Here is a 24,200-nt window from a genome sequence, read left to right as displayed (position 1 = left end):
CTGCTGCTGGCCGCGCCCGCCTCGGCCACCGAACTGGTGCTCGGCAAATTTGCCGGCGTGATGATCTATCTCACGCTGAGTTGGGCCCTGATCGGGGCCCTGCCGGCCACGTTGAGCGCTTTCACGCCGCTCGACTGGGGCGTGATCGCGGCCGGCCTGATTGGGCTCTGGCTGGTGATGGCCGCGTTCGCCGCCATCGGCCTGTTCGCCTCCGCGATGACCCGCGAGCCGGCGCTGGCCGCCGTCATCAGTCTCGCAGCGCTCATGCTGCTGTGGCTGATCTATGCCGTGGCCAGCATCGATTGGCGGCCGAGCCTGTTCGGCTACACCTTCGATATCGGCCGCTTTGCCGGCGGCATCTCGCCGATCGGCCACAACGACGCGCTGCTGCGCGGGCTCGTCTCGTCGGCCGACGTGCTGTATTTCGCGATTTTCGTGGCGGCCTTTTTGGCCCTGACCGTCGTGCGCCTCGACGCCGAGCGGCGGTAAGACAAGTTTTATGCGCGCGACCACCTACCTGACCATGTTGCTGATCGCGCTGGTGGCCGTTGCCGCCGGCTGGCTGGCGCAGCGCTATCCGGCGACCGCCGACTGGACCGCCGGCAACCGCAACAGTCTGACCGCCGCCAGCCGGCGCGTGATCGCGGCGCTGGGCGACGGGCCGATCGAGTTCACGGCCTATATCTATCCCGGCGCGCAGCGCGCCGACGTACGCCAGCGACTGTCGCGTTATACACGCGCTTCGAGCCGCGTTCATCTGCATTTTGTCGACCCGGCGCGCCATCCGGCAACCGTGCGCAAGCTCGGCATCGACCGCGACGGGGCCGTGGTCGTGACCTACCAGGGCCGGCGCCAGACGCTGACCGACTACACCGAATCGTCCGTCACCAACGCCCTGCAGCGGCTGTCGCCCGGCGGCACGAAATGGATCGTGTTTGTCACCGGCCACGGCGAGCGCGACCCGAGCGCCAATAACAGCGCCGGCTATTCCACGCTCGCGCGCGCGCTGGGCAATCAGGGCCTCAAGGTCCGGCAGGTGAATTTGGTCCAGGCCGGCGCGGTGCCGGACAACGCCGCCGTACTGGTGATCGCATCGCCACAGCACGAACTGCTGCCCGGCGAGGTCGATATGATTCGAGCCTGGGTCGAACGCGGCGGCAACGTGCTCTGGGTCGACGACCCCGGGGCACGCTACGGCCTGACGCCGCTAGCCCAGGATCTCGGCATCCATTGGCTGAACGGCACGCTGGTCTATCCCGATTTCCGCAAGCTCGGCACCGGCAGCCCGGCGATCGCATTGGCGGCCGGCTACCCCAGTACGCCGATCACCGCCCATTTGAACCAGATCACCGTGTTCGCCTTCGCGGGCGCTCTGTCGCCGCTGGCCGATTCACCGTGGCGGGCGCAGGCGATCCTCCGTTCGCCGACCCGGAGCTGGCTCGAGACCGGGCCGTTGAATCGCGGCAGCATCAGCTTTCAGCCCGATCACGGCGACCGCGCCGGGCCGCTGGTCTTCGGCATGGCGTTAAGCCGGCCGCGACCCGGCGCCCGGCACGTGACGAGCAACAAGAATAAACAGCAGCAACGCGCCGTGGTCGTCGCCGACAGCGACTTCATGGACAACGGCCATATCGGCCAACTCGGCAACCGCACGCTAGCGCTGGCCATGTTCCAATGGCTGGCCGGGCGCGATGCCCAGATCGCGGTCGACGTGCCGCGCGCGCCCGATGCGCATCTGCAGATGGCGCCGGCGCGGCTGCGCACGTTCTGGTGGGCGTTCGTGATCGCGCTGCCCGGCGCGTTGTTCCTCTTCGGCCTGGGCCGCTGGTGGCGGCGGCGGCGCCGATGAAGCGCCGTCGCGCACTGCTGATCGGCTTGCTGTTACTGGCGTTGGCCGCGCTTGTGGCCGCCTTGTGGTGGTCGTATCGCGCGCCCTCCGGGCCGGCTTCGGCGCCGCCGCCGCGCATCAGCGCCCTGAAACCGGCCGAAATCATGCGGATTCGGGTGCGCCACGGCAGCGATCAGATCGTCATTCAGCGCTCCGGCCCCGATGCGCCGTGGCATCTCACCGCGCCGGTCGATGCGCCGGTCGACGGCCCGCATCTGCAGGCGGTGTTGTCGTTGCTCGAAACACGCGCCCGGCGGCGCTATGCGCCCGGGGCGATCGACGAGGCCACGACCGGGCTCGAGTCGCCGATGCTGGTCGTGCAGTTCAACGCGCATGCGCCGATCGACATCGGCGGGCCCGGCCCGAGTCCGGGCAGCCGTTATGTCCGCACGCCGCACGATCTGCTGCTTGCCGTCCTGCCCGATTTGTCCGGCTTGCAGTGGCGCTGGACGCACTGGATCTCGCCGGCGCTGGTGCCGCGGCATCGCCGCCTGAAGAAACTGGTGCTGCCGCATTTCACACTGGAACGCGACGGCCACGGCGGCTGGCGCGCCCAGCCGGCCGATCGGCGCAGCGCCGCCGCGGTCGCCGCGACCGCGGCGGCCTGGCAGCGTGCGCGGGCGCTGACCGTCGTGCCCGCCGATGCCAGCCGCCGGCGCTTGGCCCGCGTCACGCTCGTGTTCGCGCACGGTCCGCCGCGTCATCTCGACATCATCGAGCGCGGCCCGAACCTGATCCTGCGCGACCCGAAACTCGGCGTGGACTATCACCTGGCCGGCAACCGCATCGCTCCGCTGCTTGCGATCAAGCATCCGGGGCTATGAGGCTCCGTTCCGCGAAGATCATTCCGCAGATCTACGCAGATACACGCAGATGGCGGTCGACCGGTGCAGCCCTCGATCGGACTCCGGTGGCGCTCGCTATTTCCTGTCTCGGATCGATTGAAAGCGCGTGCGGCCCGTTCCGTTGTTTCCAGATGAGAATGGGTTTGCCGCTTGATCGGCAAGACCTCAAAAACGGTTTTACCGCCGATTTATCCGGGGATTGTGGCGCCCGCTCGGCTTGTCGAAACCATCGGGCCCGGCGCCATCTGCGTGTATCTGCGTAGATCTGCGGACAGTCTTATAAAGAACCGTTCTCTCTCTTATAAAGAACCGCTCTCCCTCCGCTCGACGACTCCCGAGTCCAAGCTGAGCCGCATTTGTTCTGCGCGCATCGGCGGATGCACGAGCAGGCAATCGCCTGTCCGCCCGCGCCGCGCATGTCAGAATATCGGCATGCCCGAACTGCCCGAAGTCGAGACCACCCGCGCCGGCGTGGAGCCGCACGTGGCGGGGCAATCCGTGCGGACCGTGATCGTGCGCCAGCCGCGGCTGCGCTGGCCGGTTTCGGAGGCGCTGGCGCGCGATCTGCCGGGTCAGACGATCCACGCGGTCCGGCGCCGCGCCAAATATCTGTTGTTCACCGCCGATACCGGGCATGTCTGTCTGCATCTGGGCATGTCGGGCCGGCTGCGCGTGGTCGCCGCCGACACACCGGCCACGACCCACGATCATATCGATATCGTGCTCGACAACGACACCATGCTGCGCTTTAACGACGCGCGCCGCTTCGGCTCGCTGTTCTGGCTCACCGGCGATCCGCACGCTTTCCCGCTGCTGGCCCGGCTCGGGCCCGAGCCGTTGTCGGACGATTTCGACGGCGCGTGGCTCAAGGCCCGCTCGGTCGGCCGGCGCATAGCGGTCAAGGCGTTCATCATGGACGCGGCGGTGGTCGTGGGCGTGGGCAATATCTATGCCTGTGAAGCGCTGCACGGCGCCGGCATTCATCCGCGCCGCGCGGCGTCGCGCATCAGCGCGGCGCGCTACGAGGCCCTGGCGGCAGCGATCAGGCGCGTGCTTGGCAAGGCGATAGCGGTCGGCGGCACCACGCTGCGCGACTATATCGGCGTCAACGGCGACACCGGCTACTTCCAATTGTCGCTCGCCGCCTATGGTCGCGAAGGCCGGCCGTGCCCGCGCGGCTGCGGTCCGATCCGGCGCGAGATCATCGGCCAGCGCAGCACGTTCTTCTGTCCGGTGTGCCAGCGCTGATCCAGATGACAGGCCACCCCGCCGGCGACTAAGCTGACACAGGGTCCCGGGTTCAAAGAAAAGATTCGTGCATGCGCTATCTACCACTGATCGCAACTTTTTTTCTGACTTTCCTGTTCGGCGGATTGATTCTGGTCCAGCCGCTGGTGTTCAGCGCGCTTATGTTCTTGGCCGGTACGGCGCTTTGCGTGGGTCTGCTCGATCTGCTGCAGCCCAAGCATGCGCTGCTGCGTAACTATCCGCTGATCGCCCGCTTTCGCTGGTTGTTCGAAAAGATCCGACCGGAAATCCGCCAGTATCTACTGGAATCCGACACCGAGGCCGCGCCGTTTTCCCGCGAGCAACGCAGCCAGGTGTATGCCCGATCCAAGGGGGAAAACGACGCCAGCCCCTTCGGCACGGAACAAAACGTCTATGCCGAAGGGCACGAGTGGCTGGCGCATTCGATGGCCGCGCGCAAACCGTCCGAAACACCGCCGCGCGTGCATATCGGCGGCCCGGACTGCAGCGCTCCCTATTCGGCCTCGACGCTCAACATTTCGGCGATGAGTTTCGGCGCGCTATCCGCCAACGCTATTCGCGCGCTCAACAAGGGCGCGGCTCAAGGCGGCTTCGCCCACGACACCGGGGAAGGCTCGATTTCCGTCCATCATCGGCGCTACGGCGGCGATCTGATATGGGAACTGGGCAGCGGCTATTTCGGTGCCCGCGCGCCCAACGGCCGCTTCGACCGCACCCAGTTCGTCGACCGAGCCAACGACGATCAGGTCAAGATGATCGAGATCAAGCTCTCCCAGGGCGCCAAGCCCGGCCACGGCGGCGTGCTGCCGGGCGCCAAGGTCACGCCCGAGATCGCCGAGGCACGCGGTGTGGAGGTGGGCCAGACCTGTGAGTCGCCGCCGTATCACACGGCGTTCTCGACGCCCATCGAGATGATGGAGTTCATCGCCGATCTGCGCGAGGGTGCGGGCGGCAAGCCGGTCGGCTTCAAGCTATGCATCGGCCACGGCTGGCAGTTCATGAGCCTGGCCAAGGCCATGCTCAAGACCGGCATCACGCCCGACTTCATCGTCATCGACGGCGCCGAGGGCGGTACCGGCGCGGCGCCGCTGGAACTGTCGGATAGCGTCGGCACGCCGCTGCGCGAGGGACTGGTCTGGGCGCACAACACGCTGGTCGGCGCCGGTCTGCGCGAGCGCATCAAGATCGGCGCCTCGGGCAAGATCACCTCGGGTTTTCGCATGGCCGCCAACATGGCGCTGGGCGCGGACTGGTGCAACACGGCGCGCGGTTTCATGTTTGCGGTCGGCTGCGTGCAGTCCCAGTCCTGCCATACCGATCGTTGCCCGACCGGCGTGGCTACCCAGGATCCGCGCCGCCAGCGCGCGCTGGTCGTGCCCTACAAGGCCGATCGGGTCTATCATTTCCACCGCGCCACGGTCGCGGCCATGCAGGAAGTGGTGGCGACCGTGGGGCTGGATCATCCCGACCAGCTCGCGCCCGAGCATCTGTGCCGGCGCACGCGCGATTCCGAGATTCAGAGCGCCGATCAGGTGTATCGTTTTCTGAAGACGGGCGAACTGCTCGTGGCGTCGAACAAACGCGGCCGCTACGAAACCGCCTGGGCCCGCGCCCAGGCCGAAAGCTTTCTGCCCCGAAGCCATGCCGCCTGATCGCACTTCGTATGCGAAGGAGTTGAATCGATGCCCTGGTTCCGATCGCATCGCCGCGACGATCCGCAAGGGCGCGCGCCGGACACGCCGGACGCGCTGCGCGAATACGCCGGCCAGTATTCGGAAACCCGCTTTTGGACCAAGATGTCCCGGGTATTCAAGCGCGCCGGCTATGAGCTGCTGGAAAAAGCGCTCTGGCTGCACTACGCCGCCCAGCGCCCGGAAACGCCGGGCTGGGCCAAGGCCACGGCCTACGGCGCGCTGGCTTATTTCATCCTGCCGTTCGATGCCATCCCCGACTGGCTGTTCGGCTACGGCCTCACCGACGATCTGAGCGCGCTGACGCTCGCGGTGGCCACGATTTCCCGGTATATCGATGCCGGCGTGCGCCGGCGCACCACGGCCAAGCTCGACGCCTGGTTCGGCCGGCCCGCCCACCGTCGCCCGATGCGCACGGTCGAGTGAGAGACCGGTACGATCTCGGCGGTCGTCGCGCGCTGGTCACCGGGGCCTCCTCGGGGGTCGGCGAGGCGGTGGCGCGGCAATTGGCGGGCGCCGGCGCGCGGGTCGTGATCGCGGCCCGTCGTGCCGACCGGCTCGCCGCGCTGGCCGGCGAGATCGGCGCCATCGCGCGTCCGGCCGATGTATCCACGCCACAAGCTTGCGTCGAACTGATCGCGGCCGCGGTGGAACAACTCGGCGGTCTGGATATCCTGGTCAACAACGCGGGCGCGCATCACCGCGGAAATTTCGCCGACCAGGATGCAGCGCATCTGGCGACCATGGTGGATGTGAATCTGCGCGCGCCGGTCGTGCTGTCGAGCGCCGCCCTGCCCCATCTGCGAACGGCGCCGCGCGCGGCGATCGTCAACGTGGGCTCGGTGGCCGGGCGGATGCCGGTGCCCGGCAGCGCGACCTATTCGGCCACCAAGGCGGGGCTGCGCACGCTGACCTATGCGCTGGCCGAGGAATGCCGCGGCACGAACGTCGGCGTGTCGGTGGTCTCGCCCGGGCCGATCGCCACCGATTTCATTCTCGCCGATATCGACGCGGTCACCGACCTGACGTTCTCCCAGCCGATGAGCACGCCGCAGCAGATCGCCGCTCTGGTACTCGACTGTATCGCCGATGGGCGCGTCGAGCGCACCCGGCCCGCCTCGACCCGCATCATGACCACGCTCGGCAGCCTGTTTCCCGCCCTACCGCGCGTACTGCGACCGGCACTGGCCGCCAAGGGGCGCCGGGCCAAGGCCCGGTATCGACGCAACGACTGAAGGCGTCGTCCCACGCGGTTTCGAGCATCGTCGACATCCGGCATTCGCTACCGGCGGCTCTCCGCGCGTCTCGGTAACAGGCCTCCAAGACGCGCTCAAGTTACGCGCCGCGCGGCCGATGTAAGCCCCGTCATCATCGCGCATGGCATCGGCACAGCAACGGGGAGAGATGCATGGCCGCAACGCAATGGGATCTGGCGATCGAGCCGGCATCCGAAGATACCGACAGCACCGTGCAACACGACGAGGGCCACGCCGCCGCCCACGGTTGGCCGCTCAAACGCAAGATCGCGCTCACGATCGTTGTCGTCGTCGCCGTGGCCGCCGCGATTGTCGCCGGCGTGGGCTGGGATATGCGCAGCCAGATCTACCAAGTGCGCCAGAACAGTCTGCGCAATACGGTCGAGTTGGCCGAGAGCATGATCGCAGGCTTCGCCAAGCGCGCCGACATAGGCTATATGAGCGAGTCCAAGGCCAAACGCCAAGCACTGGATGCGCTGGCCGAAATGCGATTCGGGGCGGACAAGCAAAATTATGTGTACGTCACCGATACCGACGACCGCATCATCTGGCATCCGCTGGCACAGCCCGGCGCGCAGATGCACGACTATACCGATAGCAACGGCGTCCACATCTATCGCGAGATCGGCGATATGGCCGACAAAAACGGCCACGGTTTCGTCTACTACGACGCGCAACGGGATAAAGACGGGCCGCAGCTGCCCAAGATGACCTACGTCGAGCGCTTCAAGCCCTGGGGCTGGAATATTGCCGCCGGCGTTTATATCGACGATATCCGCGCCACTTTCATTCACCAGTTGATCAAGTACGGGCTGATTCTCGGCGGCTTCGCTCTGTTGGTCGCGCTCGCGCTGATCCTGCTGGCCCGCAATATCTATCGCGCGCTGGGCGGCGAGACCTACGAGGCGCGCGCCCAACTCGATCGCATGGCCACAGGCGATCTCAGCCAGGCCACGGAAATCGCCAAGCGCCATGCCGATAGCCTGATGGCCAGCGTGGAAGCCGTGCGCCGGGATCTGGCCGCGATGATCGCGCACATCCGTCACGGCAGCGAGTCGATCGACAGCGCGGCCGGCGAGATCGCCGACGGCAACACTGATCTATCGACCCGGACCCAGCAGCAGGCGGCCTCGCTCGAAGAGACCGCGGCCAGCATGGAAGAGCTGACTTCGACCGTATCCAACAACGCCGAACACGCCAACAAGGCGAGCGAGCTGGCGACCACGAGCAGCAGCGCGCTCGACGACAGCCGCCGCCTGATCGGCGAAGTGGTCGATACCATGGGCGAGATCCGGCGCGGCGCGGACGAGATCTCCCAAATCACCACGCTGATCGACGATATCGCCTTCCAGACCAACCTGCTGGCATTGAATGCGTCGGTCGAGGCCGCCCGCGCCGGCGAGCACGGTCGCGGCTTCGCCGTGGTCGCCAGCGAGGTCCGTAAGCTCGCCCACCGCTCGGCGGATGCGGCCAAGAACATTTCCGGGCTGGTCGAGCGCTCGGTCACCTGCGCACACACCGGCGCCGAACGCGTGGACCAAGCCAGCAACTCGATGAGCACGCTGAGCGAGCACGTCGAGCAGACACGCACGCTCATGTCGGAGATCTCGACCGCCTCGACCGAACAGTCGCGCGGCATCGAGCAGGTCAACCAGGCCGTCACGCAGATGGACGAAGTGACCCAGCAAAACGCCGCGCTCGTGGAAGAGGCGTCCGCGGCCAGCCAGTCGCTCAAAGATCAGGCCAGCGAACTGCGCCACACGGTGGAACGCTTCCACGTGGCCGACGATGCGCTGACTGCTGCGTAGCGCAACATCCGCCCCGGCTGCAACGCGGCCGGGGCGATGATTTTTCACCCCGCGCCCAGCCGGCGCCCGATCAACGCGCTCGCTACCGCCGCGAGCGCCGTCGGCGCGTCGCGCCAGGCCGAACGCCCATCGGCTCGAACAAAACGGTCTGCTAGACTCGTCGGCTTCATCCCGTGCCGTTTCCACCGCGATCAGGCCCATGCAACACGAAACCGACAATCTACGTATTAACGGTACCCAGGAACTGATCTCGCCCGAGGCCCTGCTGGCCGAACTGCCGGTCTCCGAGACCGCTTCGAGCACAGTCTACGAGGCGCGCACGGCGATCCAGAAAATTCTCGCCGGCGAGGACGACCGGCTGGTGGTCGTGGTCGGGCCCTGCTCTATTCACAACGTCGACGCGGCCCTGGAATACGCCGAAAAGCTCAAGGCGGCGCGCGCGCAATACGAACGCGATCTGCTGATCGTGATGCGGGTCTATTTCGAAAAACCGCGCACCACCGTGGGCTGGAAGGGCCTGATCAACGATCCGGATCTGGATGATTCGTTCAAGATCAACAAGGGCGTGCGCCGGGCCCGTAGCCTGCTGTCGCAGTTGGCCGACGCCGGCATTCCGGCGGGGGTAGAATTTCTCGACCTGATCACGCCCCAGTATCTGGCCGATCTGGTGTCCTGGGGCGCGATCGGTGCGCGTACCACCGAGTCCCAGGGCCATCGCGAACTCGCCTCCGGCCTGTCCTGCCCGGTCGGCTTCAAGAACGGCACCGGCGGCTCGATCAAGATCGCGGTGGACGCGGTGGGCGCGGCCGGGCATCCCCATCATTTCCTGTCGCTGACCAAACAAGGCCAGTCGGCCATTTTCGCCACCGCCGGCAATGCCGACAGCCATGTCATCCTGCGCGGCGGCAACAACGGCCCGAACTACGATGCGGATTCCGTGGCCAGCGCGGTCGCCCAGCTCGGTCAAGCCGGTCTGCCGGCCCGCGTGATGATCGACTTCTCGCACGCCAACAGCCGCAAGCAACACAAGAAGCAGCTCGAGGTCGGCGACGACGTCGCCGGCCAGATCGCGGCCGGCAGCCGCGCGGTCTTCGGCGTGATGATCGAATCGCACCTCAACGAGGGCAATCAGAAGCTCGTGCCCGGCGTGACCCCGGAATACGGCGTATCGATCACCGACGCCTGTCTCGGCTGGGACGATACCGCCACCCTGCTCGGCGAACTGGCGCACGCCGTATCCGAACGTCGCGAACTGGCCCACAGCGACGAGGATTGAACCCCTCGGCGGTTGTGTAAGTAGCGGATTTCACAAAACGAGAGGCGCTACCAGTACGGCCCCGGCAGGATCGCGGCCAGCAGCCGCGCCCGGATATCGAGTTTTTCCGGCTGGCGGGAGCGTCCGGCGTAGCCACGCGCGGCCTTGGACGACGGGAACATGTGAAACGCCTTGTGCAGCACGAAGTCGTTCAACTTCGGCCACATGGCATAGCTGACCTGGGCGGTGGTGCCGAGCGGCGAGGCGATGCTCTTGGGCCGGTCGATGACGGCGGTGACTATCATGTTCGCGGCCTGCTCGGGCGTCAGCGCGGGCACGTAATCGTAGAGCTTGGTCGGCGCGATCATGGGCGTGCGCACCAGCGGCATGTAGATGGTGGTCAGATCGATGTTGCGCGAGGCGACCTCCGGCGACAGACAGCGCGAAAAGGCGTCCAGCGCCGCCTTGGAGGCGACATAGGCCGAGAACCGCGGCGCGTTGGTCAACACGCCGATCGACGAGATGTTGATGATATGCCCGGCCCGCCGCTTGGCCATCGACGGCAGCAGGTTGAAGATCATCCGGATCGCGCCGAAGTAGTTGAGCTGCATCGTGCGCTCGTAATCGTGAAAGCGCCCGAGCGATTCGAACACGGCCCGGCGGATCGAATGGCCGGCGTTGTTGATCAGGATATCGACATGGCGATGATCAGCGAGGATCATGGCCGTGCATTCATCGATCGCTTCCAGCCGGGACAGGTCGTAGGCATAGGCGAACGCCCGTCCGCCCATGCGCTCGACGATCGAACGGGCCTCCTCGAGCTTGTCCGCGTTGCGCGCGACCATGCAGACAACCGCCCCGGCGCGCGCCATCTTCTTGGCGGTCATCAAGCCGATGCCGCTGGAGGCGCCGGTGATCACCACTACCCGCCCCGTCACGCGCCGGATCAGCGTGGCCGGCACGTCGACATCGCTGTCCATATGCATTTCCCAATAGCGCCACAGCGTTTCCGCGTAGTCGGTGAGCCGCGGACACCGGATACCGCTGCCCGACAGCGCGGCGCGGGTGTTGACGTCGTCGAACACGGCGCGATTGTTGACGTAACCGAGAATCGACGCCGGAATGCCAAGCGTCTTCGAGATTCTCTTTTCCAGCCAACCGGCCATCGGGATACGGCCGGCCAGCTGCTTGACCTGGCGCTCGGTGGCCGCCGACCAGTGCTGGCTCGGCAGATTGTGGATCACGTCCGGGCCGTGCGCGGCGCGCACGAAGGTTTTGAGCATGGCGCCGGCGGTGGGCGGCTCCGGTTGGATCAGGAAATAAGCCTTGCCCTCGCCCGAACGTTTGTGGGCGATATGGACCATCGCCGCAACCACGTAGTCGACCGGCACCACCGGCATACGTCCGCCCTCGATGCCCAGCAGCGGCAGCCACTTCGGCAGCCGGTCGCGCAGCGCCTTGATGGCGGGAAAGAAATAATACGGCCCATCGATTTTGTCGATCTGGCCGGTCTTGGAGTGCCCGACCACCATGCCGGGCCGGTAAACCTTCCACGGCACGACGGCGCGCTCGCGCACGATCGCCTCGGACTGGAACTTGGTGCGGTAATAAGGGTGATGCAGGCGCTGGCCGACATCGAACATGGCGTCGGTGAACACGCCCTCGTAGTCCGCGCCGGCGACGGCGACCGAAGACATATGATGAAACACCGGTTTGCGCCGGCTCGGGTTGGCCAGCGCGGCGGCGAGCGCCACCATGTTGGCCGTGCCCTGGTTGTTGACCCGGTCGGCCTGGGCGTCGGTCATGTTCATGTCGTAGACCGCGGCCAGGTGAAAGATATGATCGATCGTCCCGGCCAGCTCGTCGCGCGCGGCCGGATCGATCACCCCGTCGCGCGTGATGTCGCCCCAGACCGGAATCAGCCGGCTCTCGTCGGCATCAAGCGCGGCGGCGAGCGCCTCCACCTTGGCCGCACTGGCGCGGCGCATCAGCACGTAAACGGTAGCCGAGCGGCGCGCTAGCAGCCGCTCCACCAGAAAACGTCCGATAAAGCCGGTCGCACCGGTGACCAGATATTTCATCGATTATTGCTCTCTCTGCGGAACCGGCGCCCTTTCTTCTGCCAGTCTACGGTAGGCGAACCCGGCGAGGCCAAATATACCCGGGCTAGTCGTATCTGAGAGAATCAAATGTCGTTCGACCGCGCGGTATGAAACCGCGCGGTCGACCAAAGGGGAGAGCTAACGCCTCTACCCTTTGGAAACCCCATTGTTAAGGTGCCCGCGGCAAGCCGCGGGGTATTAATGCATAAATATTTCACGCCGACTTGGTGACACCATGAGCGAGACCATCTTCAGCCAAATCATCAACCGCGAGATCGATGCCGATATCGTATTCGAGGACGACCGGTGTCTGGCGTTCCGCGACGTCAATCCGCAAGCGCCGCTGCATGTACTGGTGATTCCGAAAAAACCGATCGACATGCTGGTTCACGCCGACGACACCGACGCCGAACTGCTCGGCCATCTCATGCTCGTCGCCCGCCGCGTGGCGCGCGACGAAGGCTATGGCGAGGCCTTTCGGCTGGTCGTGAACAACGGTGAAGCGGCCGGTCAGACCGTCTTCCATATCCACTTGCACGTGCTCGGCGGTCGCGCGTTTCAGTGGCCGCCGGGCTAATCGCGCAAACCGGCACAGACTTGTTTTTTTCGCGATTGGCTTTATTGTCTAGGGATAACCCTGCCGCCGGCGCTGTTTCCGGCGGCGACGCCGGACGGCGAGCGGCATATCCGCCCCGGCACGTGATTCCTTCCCAGAACCGAACAGGCAATGAGCACGACCGCAAAATCCGCTAAGGTCGATGCGCTCGGCGCGCGCGGCAACGGCCGCGCCTCAGCCGGCGAGATCGAAGACGTTCAGGGCCGGGCCGACCCGCGCAACTTGGCCATCGACAAGGTCGGCATCTGCGATATCCGGCATCCGGTCTCCATCGCCCAGCGCAGCGGCGGCCACCAGTCGACCGTGGCCACCTTCGGCATGTACGTGAATTTGCCGCATGAGTTCAAGGGCACGCACATGTCGCGCTTCGTCGAGATCCTCAACGCGCACGAACACCAGATCACGGTGGGATCGTTCAAGGCGATGCTGGACGAGATGACCACGCGGCTCGAGTCCGACAACGGTCACATCGAGATGAGCTTCCCCTATTTCATCGACAAATACGCGCCGATCACCGGCGAAAAAGGGGTCATGGACTACGAGGTGGCGTTCATCGGCGACCGTATAGATGCGCGCACCGATATGCGCGTCGAAGTCAAGGTGCCGGTCACCACGCTGTGCCCCTGCTCCAAGGACATCTCCGACTACGGCGCGCACAACCAGCGCTCCTTGGTGACCATTCGCGTCAAGGCGCACGAATTCTTCTGGGCCGAGGAATTGATCGACATCGCCGAGTCCGAGGCATCCTGTGAACTGTTCGGCATCCTCAAACGCATCGACGAAAAGGCGGTGACCGAACGCGCCTACGAAAACCCCAAGTTCGTCGAGGACGTGGTGCGCGACATCGCGACCCGGCTCAACGAGGATGAGCGTTTTCGGAGTTATCGGGTGGAGTCGGAGAATTTCGAATCAATCCATAATCATTCGGCTTATGCGATGATCGAGCGGGACAAGGACCAGCCCCAAGGCTAAGCGCCTTCGCCGGATTCGAAATACGGTTTACATCGGCAAGCGCATCCCGCGGTAAAACCGCGGGAACCCTGCTCAAGTTGCCGAGAAAACCTATTTCTCATCAATCCACAACCATTCCGCTTACGCGATGATCGAGCGGGACAAGGACCGGCCCCAAGGCTAAGCGCCTTCGCCGAATTCGAAATACGGTTTACATCGGCAAGCGCATTCCGCAGGATGCCTGTCCGAGTTTTGCGATGGCGAAAATTCAGTTTGTGGTCGGCGTGGAAGCCCGTCTGCGCGTCGCGCGCCGACGCTGGGGCTGATGTTCGCCGCTGGTGCTCGCGGCGGCCCGTTTGGCCGGGCGCTTGCGCGCGCTCGCATTCCGCCGCGCCCCTGACTTCGCCGCCGCCGTGTCGGCGGCTTCGGTCGCGCCGGACAACTGCGCCGTCATTTGCCGATAGCCGCCGCTCGCGACCTCGGTGAGTTCGGTTCGTGTCCGGCCGAGCAGCTTCAGCGTGGCGCGATAAGCCGCGATCGTCTGTTTGCGCCCCGCGGGCACATAACGAGTCGGTCGCTGCGCCACCTTGCGCGGGCCGTCCCGCTTGGCGCGCCGGAATGCGGCCTGCGCCGAGGTATAGATGTTCTTGGCCGCGCCGATTTCCGTATTGGCGACCGAACGGCTGTTGTGGGAAACGATGGCCACCGCGTCCCGTTGGGTATCGCGCCAGATTTGACGGACGCCGCGATAAGTCCGCTCCGCCCGTTCGACCCGCTGATAAAGATTCGATGCGATGTCCTGAATGATCATGATCAGCCCTCCGGCGATCTGTGGGCCATAGGGCCCGAATGGCGTCGCTTAACACATATTCCAATGCAATATCGCTGAATCTAGGGGCCGGTCCCCGCGCAGTCAATGGGGGTGCTTTACGTACGTCTTATTACTGGATATATTTACAGCATGATGCAATTGACGCCCAAGCAGCGCCGTGTCTTCGATTTCATTCGCGACACGCTCAAGCGCACCGGTGCGCCGCCGACGCGCGCCGAGATCGCCGATGCACTCGGATTCGCTTCGGCCAACGCGGCCCAGGCCCATCTGCAGACACTCGCGCGCAAGGGCGTAATCGAACTCGGTTCGCGCCGCAGCCGCGGCATTCGCTTGGTCGACACCGCCGACGATGGCGACGAGCCGGCCGAAGCCGGCGAGACCCTGGCCGTGATCGGCCGGGTCGCGGCCGGCGCCCCGATACTGGCGGTGGAAAACGTCGAGCGCCGCGTGAGTATCGCCCCCGGCCTGTTCTCGGCGCCGGCGGATTATCTGCTCACGGTGCGCGGCAACAGCATGACCGGGGCCGGCATCCTCGACGGCGATCTGCTCGGCGTGAAGACCGGGGCCGAGATCCGCGACGGCCAGATCGGCGTTTTTCGTATCGACGACGAAGTAACCGTCAAGCGCTTTAAGCGCGATCGCGACCGGGTATGGCTCCAGGCCGAGAACCCGGCCTACGCGGATATCGAAGTCGACCCGGCGCGCGACACGTTCGCGCTCGAAGGGCTGGCCGTCGGGATCGTGCGCTCGTCGGTCTAAGGGCTGCCCTTAGGCTCCCTTTGGAAGGCCGCGCCGTAGCAGCGACGCGGCTCGCGATCTACCGGGGTCCAGTCGAGCCGGCCGCTATCAACCGCCCTGCGACTTCAACGGCACCATGATCGCCTCGGCCCGCTCGTTCTTGCGGCGGCCGGCCGCGCTGGCGTTGGAGGCGATCGGGTGCGTAGCACCCAGGCCGCGCGCGCCGATACGGTGTGGGTCGACACCGGCCTGAACCAGTAACTGTGCCACGTCGCGCGCCCGTGCGCTCGATAGGCCCTGATGATAAGCCTCGACCTTCTGTTCGTGACTCAAATCCTGTTGCTTGAGCTTCGGATTGGCGTTCACGAACGCCTCGAGACGCTCGGCCGACGGCTCGCTGTTGTCGGTGAAGCCGAAGATCGCGACCCCCAGCTCATGATGCGCCTCGACGAGTTGGGCCAGGCGTTCGATGACCGGATGCGACGCTTCGGTCAGGCGCGCCGTGCCGCTCTGAAAATGCAGGCTGCCGACCACCTCCGGCACCACTCGCTTGCCGATCAAATCGCGGGTGCTGAAATTCCCGCCGGACGGCGAAGAGGCCATCATGCTCTGTTGCCGCGACTGCAACCGGTTGAGCTTTTTCAGCCCGATCTCGCGCTGGGCGGTGTACTGCGCGATCTCGGCCAGACGCTGGGCGCGATGCGCTTCATCGGCCACATTGGCCAGCGCATCGTCGCTACGCTTTTCCTTGTTCGCGATCGCCCGCCAGTCGCTCTTAGCCTGATTTAGCGCCTGTTTGGCCTCGGTCAGCGACTGACTGTCGAACTGTTTGACCCGCGGCTGGGCCGCGGCCGCTTCGACCGCATCTTCGGCGTCGGCCAGCGGGCCAAAGGTCGGCAGGCCGCCGTGCGGGCCGCGATGGATCGCGTCGCGCCAGGCGGCATTCTGGGCTTCGATGCCGGTCAGGCTCGGCGACGGCGGCACCGGATTCGACTCGAACGCCGCGCAGCCGGAAAACAACGGCAGCGCGACGCCGAGGCTGCAAATAACGATCAAACGATTCACTGCGAGCCCCCCAGCGTGTTGTTGCCCTGGTTGTTATTTTGATTGTTGGTCCGGCCGAACGACGAGATACCGAGACCCCGCCCGCTGTCGCCACCGGTCGCGGAAGTGCTGCTCGACGCGCCGGACGACTCATCGCTTCGGCCGCTGTCATTGCCGCCTTGAAGCCGGCCGATCTGGGTCTGCAGCGCGCCGGCCTGGGTTTTGATCAACGCCGCCTTGGCGTCCAGGCGTGCCTGATCGACCAGCGTCTGGACGCGCCGGCGCTCGGCATCCGTCGGCGAGCGATCGTTTTTGGACGCCTTGAACAAAATATCGCGGGCCACGGTGATTCGACGCCGCGCGGCGTCCACGATACGCGGCGCGAACTGATTGGCGTGCGCCGCCACGGCTTTGTCCAGCGCGCTGGTGGCCGGGTCGAGAACGCTTTCGTCCGGGATATGGGGTTGCGCGGCGCGCTGGCTGGCGCAGCCGGCGCCCGCGACCGACGCGGCGATCACAGCGCCCGCAATCAGGTGGCGGAACCGCCGATGATGACTGGCCGACATTCGGGATCTCCCTGTTCGGTTCGGCACGTAACCTCGCGCCCCGGATATACGAAGCCGCGATTCTATCAGCGCGGCCGACAGATGCTATAAACGCGGCGCGCGACCCGCCTCAGGCCGCGCTCAACCCCTGCCGTGCGGCCGCGAGCGCGCTGGGACGGCCGACATCGATCCAACGGCCGCGATGGTGTTCGCCGGTCGCCCGGTCGGCATCGATCGCCGAGCGCAGTACCGCGGAAAGCGGAAACCGCGGCTCGCCGCGCGCCGCGAACCAGTGGCGGGCGAATACGCCGACACCGGCATAGGTCAGGCGCGGCGCGGCGTCGATCAGGCGATCGCCGCTCAGGCCGAAATCCCCGCGGCGGTGATGGCCGGGATTGTCGACCAGCACCAGATGCGCTTCGGCGCCGGCCCGGGCGGCGGCCAGCGCGCCGTAATCGATATCGCTGAAGATATCCGAACTGATCACCAGAAACGGCGCCGGCCCGAGCAGCGGCAGCGCGTTGGCGATGCCGCCGCCGGTATCCAGCGCGCCCGGCTGCTCGACGCTGTAAACGATGCGCAGCCCGTAGCGGCGTCCGTCGCCCAGCGCGCGCTGTATCTGCCCGCCGCGGTAGGCGACGTTGATCACCACGTCGTGCAGGCCCGCCGCGGCAAGCGCGCGCAGATGATGGCCGATCAGGGGCTGGCCGCCGACATCGATCAACGGCTTGGGCACGCGATCGGTCAGCGGCCGCAGACGTTCGCCGCGTCCGGCGGCAAGAATCATGGCTTTCATCGCAAACTCGTCATTCGGACGATCCGATAAACGGCGCCAGCGGCGCCAGCTCGTCAAAGCCGGCCACCACGGGACGCAGGTAGCCGCGAAACCGTTCCAGATCGCCGGCGTAGCGCGGCTTGCCGTCGCGCCGCGCGATGCGCACGAACAGGCCGAGGATCTTGAGGTGCCGCTGCGCACCGGTGAGCGCGATATCGTCGCAGAACGTGGCCCAGTCGCCGGCCACCGGCAGGCCGCGCCCGAGCGCGCCGTCCCAGTAATGCCGGACCCAGCCGTCGATGCGCGTCGCCGGCCAACTGATGAAGGCATCCCGAAACAAGCTGGCCACATCGTAGGCGGCCGGGCCGTAGCGCGCGTCCTGAAAGTCGATGATGCCCGGCAACGGGTCGCAGATCATCAGGTTGCGCGGCATATAATCGCGATGCACATAGACCGGCGGCTGGGCCGCCAGCCGGTCGAGAATAAAGTCGAACGCGCCGTCAATGCGGGCCGACTCGCGCGCGCTCAACGAATGCCCGAGCTCGATCGCGACGTACCACTGCTTGAACAACGCCATCTCGCGGGCGAACGTCGCCCGGTCGTACGCCGGCAGCACGCCCGGCCGGCTCGCGCTCTGCCAGTCGAGCAGCGCGCCGATCGCGGCCCCGAACAGGGCATCGGCGTTGTCGTCGTCGAGCGCGGCGAGATAGCTGCGATCGCCGAGATCGCTCAGGCACATGAAGCCCCGCCGGGCGTCGTGATCGAGCACCCTAGGGGCGTGCAGGCCGGCGCCGCGCAGCAGGCGGGCGACCGCGACGAACGCTTCCACGTTCTCGTATTCCGGGGGCGCGTCGACCGCGATCCAGCTCGCCCCGCCCCGGCGGGCGCGAAAATACCGCCGGCGGCTCGCATCGGTCGATACCGTTTCCCAGCGCAGCCCCTCGCCCAGACGCGCGGCGAACCATGCCGCGAGTTGCGCGTAGCGGCGATCCACGGTTTCGCTCATGGCACGAAGCCGCAGGCCCGCGTTGCGGGCGCGCGCCGCGGTGCGCATAATCGCGATCGAAAGGGGCATCGCTTGCGAATACAACGATTTCGGCCGGCCTGACGCGCGCTTGCGCAAGTGACTGCATCAGCCGGTGCTAATTGGTATGACATCCCGCCGTGATTCATTGGAAACTGCATAGCGCGAAACGCGCCGGGGTACTCGGTTGGGCGCTGTCCGGCGCGCTGATCTACACCCCGGCCGCATTCGCGGCCGCCGGATCGGAAGCGCAGAGCTGCCCGGTCGCCCCCCCGCCGCTGAGTCTACCCGTAGATGGCGGCGCGTCCACCCTGAGCGCCGATCAGGCGAGCCTGGTCGACAATATCGCGACCGCCCGCGGCAACGTGCATCTTGAACGCAACGGCCAGACCCTGGAAGCCCCCTACGTTCGCTACAACCGCAACACGTCCGAGGCCGCCGCGCACGGCGGGGTGAAATATCTGCGCCAGGGGCTGTATCTGACCGCGAAGAAAGGCAACGTCAACATCGATCAGCACACCGGCGAGTTCGACGCCGCCCATTATTCGGTGTTGACTTCCGGCGCCCGGGGCAAGGCCGCCCAAGTGAGTTCGCTGGGCGACAACCGATACCGGCTGCGCGAGGCGAACTACAGCACCTGCCCCGGCCCGACCAAGGCCTGGCTACTGTCGGCGGAGCGTATCGAGTTGGATCGGGAAAGCGGGCGCGGCGTGGCCCACGATGCGACGCTGAAGGTCTACGGCCTGCCGGTGCTCTATACGCCCTACATCAACTTCCCGATCGACAACCAGCGCCACACCGGCTTTCTGGCGCCGACGATCGGCGCTTCCAGCGATTCCGGCTTCGAGCTGACGACGCCCTATTACATCAATCTGGCGCCGAACTACGACGCCACGCTGGTGCCGCATATCATGGCCAAGCGCGGCTTCCAGCTCGGCGGCCAGTTCCGCTACCTGACCCGGCATCACAAAGGCGAATTCGACGCCCAAGTGCTGCCCCACGACTTCGACTACGGCGGCGAGCGCGACCTCGAGCACTTCGAGCATATCGGCAAGCTATCGCCGTATGTCGGCATACAAGCCAACTACACACGGGTCTCGGACGACGACTACTTCGACGATCTATCCAACGATCTGGGGCATACGTCGACCTCCCAGCTCGACCGCAGTTTCGTATTGACCGCCGCGCAGCCGGGCGTGGAGTTCTCGCTGCTGGCGCAGGATTTCCAGACCCTGGACGACAACTTCAACGGCCTGGGCGGGCGCTTCGACAACGATCCCTACCGGCGCATGCCGCAGGCCACGCTCAACCTGCTCACGCCGACCGCGCCGTTCCAGGCCGGGCTCGACGCCCAGTTCACCAACTTCCGCCGCGACGACAGCGTCGATGCCTACCGCACCGATCTGCGCCCGCGGCTGGTTTGGGGCGTGGACCACGGCGGCTGGTACGCCGAGAGCGAAGCCGCCTACCGGGTCACGCACTACGACCTGCGCGATCTGCAGTACGCCGACAACGCGCGCTATGTTCAGCCCGATCAGGACAGCATCGACCGCGAGATCCCGAGTTTCCGGGCCGACGCCGGCCTGCGTTTCTCGCGCACGCTCGACAACGGCTGGATCCAGACCTTGGAACCACGGATGCAGTATCTGTTGGTCGGCTATCAGGATCAGTCCGATATCCCGATCTTCGATTCCGGCAGCGCAACGCTGAACTACGATCAACTGTTCGCGGACAACCGCTATACCGGCATCGACCGCATCGGCGACGCCAACCAGGTAACCCTGGGCGTGAGTTCGCGCTTCGTCTCGCCCAATACGGGGCGTACGGTGGGCCGGGTCGATCTCGGCCGGGTCACGAGCTTTCGCGATCTGCGCGTGGGCCTGCCCAACAGCGGCGCGACCGGTTACGGCCGGCACGGCTCGGATTATGTCGCCGGCGGTATGCTCTCGCCGAGCGAGGCGTTCACCACCCGCGTCACCGCCAGCTACGATCCGGATGAGGCGCGGCTGGACCGGGCGATCGCGACCGCGACCATCGGCCACCGCGACAGCTATCAGCTCAACCTCGGCTATCGCTACTACCGCGACTACCGCCCGGCGCGCAACATCACCGGAAGCAACCACGATACCGAAACCACGCTCATTCCGGGCCGGTTCGAAACGCTGTCGCAGGCCGCGATCGGCGTGCGCGCGCCGATCGGCTCGCGGGTCGACGTGATCGGGCGATGGAACTATTCGTTCCGGCGCGATCAAAACATCGAAACACTGGCCGGACTGGAGTACCACCCGTCCTGCTGCTACGCGGTACGGCTGGCTTGGCGTCGTTACGTCGCCAACGACGACGGCAGCCAGGACAACGCCATCATGTTCCAGTTCGTGCTGCGCGGCCTGGGCCGCTTCGGCCAGAGTATTTCCTCGTTCGTCGAGAACAACGTGTTCAGCGCCACGCCGCAAGCCCGCTCGACCGATACCTTTGATACGATCCGTTCGCCATGAGATATCCCGTAACACTTCGTCTGGTCATCGGCCTGCTTCCGGTTTTCGCGGTCGCCGCGGCCGCCGGCGCGCAGCAACTGGGGGCCGGCGTCGGTCTGGACAATTTCTCGCTCGGCGGCATGTCGAGCCAGAGCCAGCAGCCCCAGTCGCTCGACAAGATCGTCGCCGTCGTCAACGACGACGTGATCCTCAAGAGCCAACTGAATTCCGCGGTGGCCGAAATCCGGCAGCGCAACGCCGCCCAGATCGGCCGATTGCCGCCCAACGTGCTGCGCTCGCAGGTGCTCGACCAGCTGATCATGCGTCAGTTGCAGATCCAGAAGGCCGATCAGGACGGCATCAAGGTCTCGAACGCCGAGATCCAGCAGGGCGTCGCGCGCATCGCCCAGCGCAACAATATGAGCCTGCAGCAGTTCACCCGGGCGGTGACGCGCAGCGGTATGCGCATGTCCGATCTGCGCGATCGCATCCGCGACGAAATCAAGATCTCCAAGGTGCGCCAGAAAGAGGTCATGGGGAAAGTCGCGGTTTCCGACCAGGACGTGGATCGCTATCTGCAGAACCAGTCGCTGCGTTTGTCGCGCGATCACGAGTATCGTCTGCGCCAGATCAAGCTGAACCTGCCGGCCGATGCCGACGCCACCACCACCGGCGTGATTCGCGACCGGCTGGAGCGCCTGCGCCGCCGGATCATCTCGGGCGAGATCCGCTTCGCCGACGCGGCGCGCTCGGTCTCGCAGGGCCCGCACAGCGCCGACGGCGGCGATCGCGGCTGGGTTTCGGGCGCTACTCTGCCCGACGGTTTCGACAGCGCCCTGGCCGGGATAAGCGCGGGCCAGATCAGCCCGGTGTTTCGCGGTCCGGACGGGCTGTATCTGCTCAAGCTCGAAGACGAGCGCGGCGGCGATTCGACCGACGACGCCCAGAAGCGGGTCATGGTCACCGAAGCCCATATCCGGCATATCATCGTCAAACCCAACGAGATCCGGAACGACGCCCGGACCCGAAAACTGGCCCGACAGATCCGCCAGCGGCTGCTCGCCGGCGGCGATTTCGCCACGCTCGCGAAAAAGTATTCGGACGACAAGGGCACCTCCCGCCAGGGCGGCGACGTCGGCTGGATTGCGCTCAACCGGCTGCCGCCGGACACACGGCGACATATCGAAAACCTCGACGAGGGCGAGATCAGCCGTATCTTCCAGACCGACGACGGCTACGAGATCGTCAAGCTGATCGATCGCCGTCAGCGCGACGAGACCGAGCAAGCCAAGCGCGACAAGGTGCGCCAAACGCTCGGCCGCAAGCGCGCCAGCGAGCAAGGCGATCGTTGGCTGCGCAAGCTGCGCGACGAAGCCTACGTCGATATCCGTATGCCGGACTACCAACCCACGTCCGGCGCACTCGGGCTGTAGCGGCGCAACCAAGCCGTGACCGCCCTGCCTCGATTGCTGCTGACCCCGGGCGAGCCGGCCGGCATCGGCCCCGATCTGGCCGTACGCATCGCCCAGCGCCCGCATGACGCGCAGATCGTGGCGGTGTGCGATCCGCAACTGCTACACGCGCGGGCCGCACAGCTCGGCCTGCCGCTACGCGTGACCCGGTTCGACTACGACAGCGCACGCGAGCCGCAGAGACCTGGCGAACTCGCCGTCGACCCGGTGCCGCTGGCATGCCCGGCCGAAGCCGGGCGGCTCGACCCCGACAACGGCGCCTATGTACTGGCAACGCTGGATCGCGCCGTCGAGCGCTGTCGCGGAGGTGCGGCCGACGCCCTGGTCACGGGCCCGGTGAACAAGGCCGTGATCAATCAGGCCGGCTTCGCCTTTACCGGACATACCGGCTACCTGGCCCAGCGCTGCGACAGTCCGGCGCCGGTCATGATGTTGGCGACCGACGACGGCAGTCTGCGGGTGGCCCTGGCGACCGTGCATATCCCGCTGTCGGCGGTGCCCGACGCAATCAACGGCGACGATCTCGCCCACGTGCTCGACACCATCCACGGCCAGCTCGGCGCCCGCTTCGGCATCGCCCGGCCCCGTATCCTGGTCGCCGGGCTCAACCCGCATGCCGGCGAGAACGGCTATCTGGGCCGCGAGGAGATCGACATCATCGCGCCGGCGATCGAGGCCGCCCGCGCCCGGGGCATCGATGCGGTCGGCCCGCTGCCGGCCGACACGCTATTCACGCGCGATCGGCTGGCCGCGGCCGATGTCGTGCTGGCTATGTATCACGACCAAGGCCTGCCGGTGATCAAGCATCTCGGGTTCTCGCGCACGGTCAACGTCAGCCTCGGCCTGCCGATCGTGCGTACCTCGGTCGACCACGGCAGCGCGCTGGCGCTGGCCGGCACCGACCGCGTGGACGCCGGCAGTCTCGAGGCCGCGCTCGGGATGGCCGCCCGCATGGTCGCCCTCGGGCATGGCACGTAAGCGTTTCGGTCAACATTTTCTGCACGAGCGCGGCGTGATCGATCGGATTCTGGCCGCGCTCGATGCGCGGCCGGATGATCGGCTGGTCGAGATCGGCCCCGGCGAAGGCGCGCTCACCGAAGCGCTGCTCGATCGGGTCGAGCATCTGTCGGCAATCGAAATCGACCGCGACCTGGTCGCGCATTGGCAGCGGCGGGCCGCCGATGCGCCCGGGCTCGACCTCATCGCCGGCGACGCGTTGAAGATCGACTACGGCGCACTGGCCGCGCGGCGCGGCGGGCCGCTGCGGTTGATCGGCAATCTGCCTTACAACATCTCGTCACCGCTGCTGTTCGCGCTGCTGGGCAGCACCGCCCCCATCATCGACATGCATTTCATGCTGCAAAAGGAAGTGGTCGACCGCCTGGTCGCCGCACCCGGCAGCGGCGCCTACGGCCGGCTTTCGGTGGCGATCGCCGCACGCGCCGAGGCCAGCCTGCTGTTCGATGTCGGGCCCGGCGCGTTCAAGCCGCCGCCGAAGGTGATGTCATCGGTGGTGCGGCTCACGCCGCGCGCGCCCGATTTCATCATCGACGACGACGCCATGTTCGACCGGGTGGTCGCCGCCGCCTTCGGCCAGCGGCGCAAAACCCTGCGC

General features: G+C 66.2%; 22 protein-coding genes. 16 read left to right on the top strand and 6 right to left on the bottom strand.

Features of this window, described 5'->3' with window-relative positions; all coding sequences use genetic code 11:
* From VFJ08_RS14750 to VFJ08_RS14710, 9 genes are all read left to right on the top strand, one after another.
* Positions 1–489, top strand: a 489-nt coding sequence (locus tag VFJ08_RS14750; protein ID WP_324997988.1) for an ABC transporter permease, incomplete at its 5' end; no start/stop codon positions are given.
* A gap of 10 nt (positions 490–499) precedes the next feature.
* Positions 500–1,849: a GldG family protein gene (locus VFJ08_RS14745; protein ID WP_324997987.1), complete on the top strand. Its 1,350-nt coding sequence runs from the start codon at positions 500–502 to the stop codon at positions 1,847–1,849.
* On the top strand, positions 1,846–2,712 hold the full coding sequence (locus tag VFJ08_RS14740; RefSeq protein ID WP_324997986.1) for a hypothetical protein: 867 nt from the start codon (positions 1,846–1,848) through the stop codon (positions 2,710–2,712). The genes VFJ08_RS14745 and VFJ08_RS14740 overlap by 4 nt, the downstream gene beginning before the upstream one ends.
* 453 nt (positions 2,713–3,165) lie before the next feature.
* Positions 3,166–3,981, top strand: a complete 816-nt coding sequence (mutM, locus tag VFJ08_RS14735) for a bifunctional DNA-formamidopyrimidine glycosylase/DNA-(apurinic or apyrimidinic site) lyase (protein WP_324997985.1) — start codon at positions 3,166–3,168, stop codon at positions 3,979–3,981.
* 71 nt (positions 3,982–4,052) lie between these two features.
* Positions 4,053–5,654, top strand: coding sequence for an FMN-binding glutamate synthase family protein (locus tag VFJ08_RS14730; protein WP_324997984.1), 1,602 nt, complete (start codon positions 4,053–4,055; stop codon positions 5,652–5,654).
* Between the two features lie 30 nt (positions 5,655–5,684).
* The gene (locus tag VFJ08_RS14725; RefSeq protein WP_324997983.1) at positions 5,685–6,119 is read left to right on the top strand and encodes a YkvA family protein; all 435 of its coding nucleotides are present in this window, start codon (positions 5,685–5,687) and stop codon (positions 6,117–6,119) included.
* Positions 6,116–6,928: an SDR family oxidoreductase gene (locus VFJ08_RS14720; RefSeq protein ID WP_324997982.1), complete on the top strand. Its 813-nt coding sequence runs from the start codon at positions 6,116–6,118 to the stop codon at positions 6,926–6,928. Before VFJ08_RS14725 ends, VFJ08_RS14720 begins: the two co-directional genes overlap by 4 nt.
* A 173-nt stretch (positions 6,929–7,101) precedes the next feature.
* Positions 7,102–8,757 carry a methyl-accepting chemotaxis protein gene (locus VFJ08_RS14715; protein ID WP_324997981.1) on the top strand — a complete coding sequence of 552 codons (1,656 nt, stop codon included), beginning with the start codon at positions 7,102–7,104 and terminating at the stop codon, positions 8,755–8,757.
* 199 nt (positions 8,758–8,956) lie between these two features.
* On the top strand, positions 8,957–10,033 hold the full coding sequence (locus VFJ08_RS14710; protein ID WP_324997980.1) for a 3-deoxy-7-phosphoheptulonate synthase: 1,077 nt from the start codon (positions 8,957–8,959) through the stop codon (positions 10,031–10,033).
* Positions 10,034–10,080: 47 nt separating this feature from the next.
* Here VFJ08_RS14710 and VFJ08_RS14705 read toward each other — a convergent pair whose 3' ends face one another.
* Positions 10,081–12,093, bottom strand: a complete 2,013-nt coding sequence (locus VFJ08_RS14705; RefSeq protein WP_324997979.1) for an SDR family oxidoreductase — start codon at positions 12,091–12,093, stop codon at positions 10,081–10,083.
* Between the two features lie 256 nt (positions 12,094–12,349).
* Between VFJ08_RS14705 and VFJ08_RS14700 the strand changes: the two genes are divergently transcribed.
* Together VFJ08_RS14700 and folE2 are read left to right on the top strand one after the other, a co-directional pair.
* Positions 12,350–12,691: a histidine triad nucleotide-binding protein gene (locus tag VFJ08_RS14700; protein WP_324997978.1), complete on the top strand. Its 342-nt coding sequence runs from the start codon at positions 12,350–12,352 to the stop codon at positions 12,689–12,691.
* Between the two features lie 150 nt (positions 12,692–12,841).
* Positions 12,842–13,702: a GTP cyclohydrolase FolE2 gene (gene folE2 / locus VFJ08_RS14695; RefSeq protein ID WP_324997977.1), complete on the top strand. Its 861-nt coding sequence runs from the start codon at positions 12,842–12,844 to the stop codon at positions 13,700–13,702.
* Positions 13,703–13,949: 247 nt separating this feature from the next.
* Here the strand turns inward: folE2 and VFJ08_RS14690 are convergent, their stop codons facing one another.
* Positions 13,950–14,492 carry a hypothetical protein gene (locus VFJ08_RS14690; protein ID WP_324997976.1) on the bottom strand — a complete coding sequence of 181 codons (543 nt, stop codon included), beginning with the start codon at positions 14,490–14,492 and terminating at the stop codon, positions 13,950–13,952.
* Positions 14,493–14,642: 150 nt separating this feature from the next.
* Here VFJ08_RS14690 and lexA point away from each other — a divergent pair, with 150 nt between their 5' ends.
* On the top strand, positions 14,643–15,272 hold the full coding sequence (gene lexA, locus VFJ08_RS14685) for a transcriptional repressor LexA (protein WP_324997975.1): 630 nt from the start codon (positions 14,643–14,645) through the stop codon (positions 15,270–15,272).
* A gap of 87 nt (positions 15,273–15,359) precedes the next feature.
* Here the strand turns inward: lexA and VFJ08_RS14680 are convergent, their stop codons facing one another.
* The 4 genes from VFJ08_RS14680 to VFJ08_RS14665 form a co-directional block, all read right to left on the bottom strand.
* Positions 15,360–16,316 (bottom strand): OmpA family protein, encoded by a 957-nt coding sequence (locus VFJ08_RS14680; RefSeq protein WP_324997974.1) that lies wholly within the window; start codon positions 16,314–16,316, stop codon positions 15,360–15,362.
* Positions 16,313–16,861, bottom strand: a complete 549-nt coding sequence (locus tag VFJ08_RS14675) for a hypothetical protein (protein ID WP_324997973.1) — start codon at positions 16,859–16,861, stop codon at positions 16,313–16,315. The genes VFJ08_RS14680 and VFJ08_RS14675 overlap by 4 nt, the downstream gene beginning before the upstream one ends.
* A gap of 109 nt (positions 16,862–16,970) precedes the next feature.
* Positions 16,971–17,636 carry an N-acetylmuramate alpha-1-phosphate uridylyltransferase MurU gene (gene murU / locus VFJ08_RS14670; protein WP_324997972.1) on the bottom strand — a complete coding sequence of 222 codons (666 nt, stop codon included), beginning with the start codon at positions 17,634–17,636 and terminating at the stop codon, positions 16,971–16,973.
* Positions 17,637–17,646: 10 nt separating this feature from the next.
* A complete protein-coding gene (locus tag VFJ08_RS14665) occupies positions 17,647–18,690 on the bottom strand; it encodes an aminoglycoside phosphotransferase family protein (RefSeq protein WP_324997971.1) in 1,044 nt (347 codons plus the stop codon).
* Positions 18,691–18,779: 89 nt separating this feature from the next.
* Here VFJ08_RS14665 and VFJ08_RS14660 point away from each other — a divergent pair, with 89 nt between their 5' ends.
* From VFJ08_RS14660 to rsmA, 4 genes are all read left to right on the top strand, one after another.
* Entirely contained in the window at positions 18,780–21,134 is a 2,355-nt protein-coding gene (locus VFJ08_RS14660) for an LPS-assembly protein LptD (protein ID WP_324997970.1), read from the top strand.
* The gene (locus VFJ08_RS14655; protein WP_324997969.1) at positions 21,131–22,546 is read left to right on the top strand and encodes a peptidylprolyl isomerase; all 1,416 of its coding nucleotides are present in this window, start codon (positions 21,131–21,133) and stop codon (positions 22,544–22,546) included. Before VFJ08_RS14660 ends, VFJ08_RS14655 begins: the two co-directional genes overlap by 4 nt.
* Positions 22,547–22,561: 15 nt before the next feature.
* Positions 22,562–23,563 carry a 4-hydroxythreonine-4-phosphate dehydrogenase PdxA gene (gene pdxA, locus VFJ08_RS14650; protein WP_324997968.1) on the top strand — a complete coding sequence of 334 codons (1,002 nt, stop codon included), beginning with the start codon at positions 22,562–22,564 and terminating at the stop codon, positions 23,561–23,563.
* The coding region (rsmA, locus tag VFJ08_RS14645) for a 16S rRNA (adenine(1518)-N(6)/adenine(1519)-N(6))-dimethyltransferase RsmA (protein ID WP_324997967.1) at positions 23,553–24,200 on the top strand (648 nt) is incomplete at its 3' end. The genes pdxA and rsmA, both read left to right, overlap by 11 nt.

Source organism: Salinisphaera sp. (genome assembly GCF_035690525.1).
GTDB lineage: Bacteria > Pseudomonadota > Gammaproteobacteria > Nevskiales > Salinisphaeraceae > Salinisphaera.
Note: the sequence above shows the minus strand (reverse complement) of the source record. Positions and strands in the feature narration are given on the sequence as shown.